General features: G+C 74.4%; 2 protein-coding genes. Both read right to left on the bottom strand.

Going from position 1 to position 2,141, the window contains the following annotated elements; translation table 11 throughout:
- On the bottom strand, positions 1 to 1,007 hold a 1,007-nt coding region (locus tag HF526_RS34345; RefSeq protein WP_169385819.1), incomplete at its 3' end, for a helix-turn-helix transcriptional regulator.
- Positions 1,008 to 1,019: 12 nt separating this feature from the next.
- Entirely contained in the window at positions 1,020 to 2,063 is a 1,044-nt protein-coding gene (locus tag HF526_RS34340; RefSeq protein WP_169385818.1) for a GAF domain-containing protein, read from the bottom strand.
- Between the last annotated feature and the right edge of the window lie 78 nt (positions 2,064 to 2,141).

Genomic DNA, 2,141 nt, shown 5'->3' with positions numbered 1-2,141 from the left:
ATCCGCGGGATGTAGAGGCCGAGTCGGGCGGCCCGGCTCAGGGCCAGTGTCCGGTCGGAGGTGCCGAGCATGGCGGTGATGTGCAGGATGCGACCGGTCACGGTGGCTTCGGCCAGCTGCAGCCAGGCGGCGATGCGCCAGTCCGGCCAGTCGTCGATGAGCAGCCCGAGGATGGTCAGGTCGAACGGGGTCAGCCGGTGCAGGTCACCCGGTGGGGAGAGCAGCACGATGGCCCACAGGTGGTGCGGGGGTTGGGGTGGGCAGCGCAGCGCGGTGACGCGCAGCAGGCGGTGCCCGGTGTCCGGGCACAGGAACCGGGCGCGGTCGGCGTCGTCGTCGAGCTGGCGGGCGGCGGTGAGGGCCACGGCCGAGCGGGCCCGCAGCAGCCGGTGGTCGGGTAGATCACCGAGGGGCAGCACCTGCCCGAAGCGGGTGAGCACCGCGCCGGCCACCGCGTCGTGGACCGTGTGCGCCAGGGCGGTGACTTCGCGCATCGGGTCGACCGCGTATGCAATCAGCGGGGCCAGCCGTCCGGCGAGCTCGCGTGCCGCGTCGGTGGCATACGCCGGGGTGTCGGTGTGCAGGGCCAACACCCCCAGGTAGGTGCCGCCCGGCGCGTGCAGGCCGATCGCCAGGCCCTCGCAGAACCCGGCGGGAGTGAGGTGCTCGGCCCAGAGCCGCAGCTCGGCGGGCGGGATCGGGAGGTCCTGCACCCGCAGGGGTAGCCCCGGCTTGGTGAGGCCCACGCGCTGCAGGTCCTCCAGATTTGCCGGACTCGTGAGACAGCGGCGGGTCGCCTCGTCGTAGCCACGGATCACCAGCTCATGGGGTTCGTGCTGTTCGGGGTCGAGCAGTGCCAGGTGGCCGGCCTGGAACGGCAGCACCCGGCGCAGCGGTTCCAGCAGCGCCTCGGCCCGCTGCGCGGTGCTGGCCGGGGTGGCGGCGATCCCGGCGACCTCGGCGGCGATCGCCGCGGCGGCGCGCGACCCGAGCTCTGGTGCAGCCACGTCAGCCCCCTGTCAGGCCCGGGCCCGCAGGCCGGGTGAGATGTACAGGCCGGGCGGGATATAGAGGCCCTGGTTGAACGCGCGGACCATCGCGACCCCGCGGTCGGCGGTGCCGAGCCGGGCCGCGGCCCGGTCGATGTGGTCGGCGAGCTGGTAGCGGGAGGCGCCCAGCGCGGCGGCGACGCGGGCGTCGGGCCATTCAGCCAGCAGCATCCCGAGCACCTCCAGCTCGATATCGGTCAGCCCCCGCCGCGGCCCGGCCTCGGACACCACGAGCGCCGCGCACAGGAATTGCGGTGGCTCCTCGGCGCAGCCCAGCACCGTGACCCGCCGCAGCCCCGAACCATTACGGGCGTCAGCACTGGGATCGGGGCACAGGAACGCCGCGTACTGCGTCCCGTCCGCGACCTGCCGGGCGGCCACCGCCAGCAGCGCCGCGCCCGGGCCCAGCAACGGGTGGCCGGGCAGCCCGGTCAACGGCAGCACCGCGCCGGCCCGGGTGAGGACCCCGCCGCCGTGGGCGCCCCGCACCGCCCGGGCCGCCGCCGCTGGCGTGCGGGTCGGGTCCAGCGCGGCCGCGATGGTCGGCGCGAGCAGGCCGATCAGGTCCCGGGCCGCGTCGGTGGGATGCGCCGGCGTGTCGGTGTGCAGCCCGAGTATCCCCAGAAAACGGTCGTCCGGGGTGTACAACCCCACGCCCAGAGACTCCCGGTACCCGGCCGGCCACATGTAGTCCGCCCACGTCACCACCTCCTGGGGCGGGACCGGGAAATCCCGGACGCAGATCGCCGGCCGGCGCCGATCCACGCCCAGCAGCTCTACCTCGGCAACGATCTCGGGTTTCTCCAGCCGTCGGCGGCTCCGCTCGTCGTGCCCCGCGATGGCCAACGGGGCGAACGTCTGCACGTCCGGATCGAGCAGCGCCAGCCAGTGGCCTTCGAACGGGACCAGCCGGTGCAACGGCTCCAGCAGCGCCTGCGCCCGCTGCGCAACCGACCCGCGCGACGCCGCAATCCGGGCTACCTCGAAGGCCACGCCCAGCGTGTCCTGCGCCATCGCGCCATCCTCCGACTCCCGGCCCCCTCCGACCACCGATCGGCGGCACCGAACGACAAGGGTTCACGCAGGCACAGC

The sequence above is a fragment of the Pseudonocardia acidicola genome, assembly GCF_012911935.1.
Taxonomy (GTDB): domain Bacteria; phylum Actinomycetota; class Actinomycetes; order Mycobacteriales; family Pseudonocardiaceae; genus Pseudonocardia; species Pseudonocardia acidicola.
The sequence above is the reverse complement of the archived record's forward strand: the minus strand, read 5'-3'. Positions and strand labels throughout refer to the sequence as shown.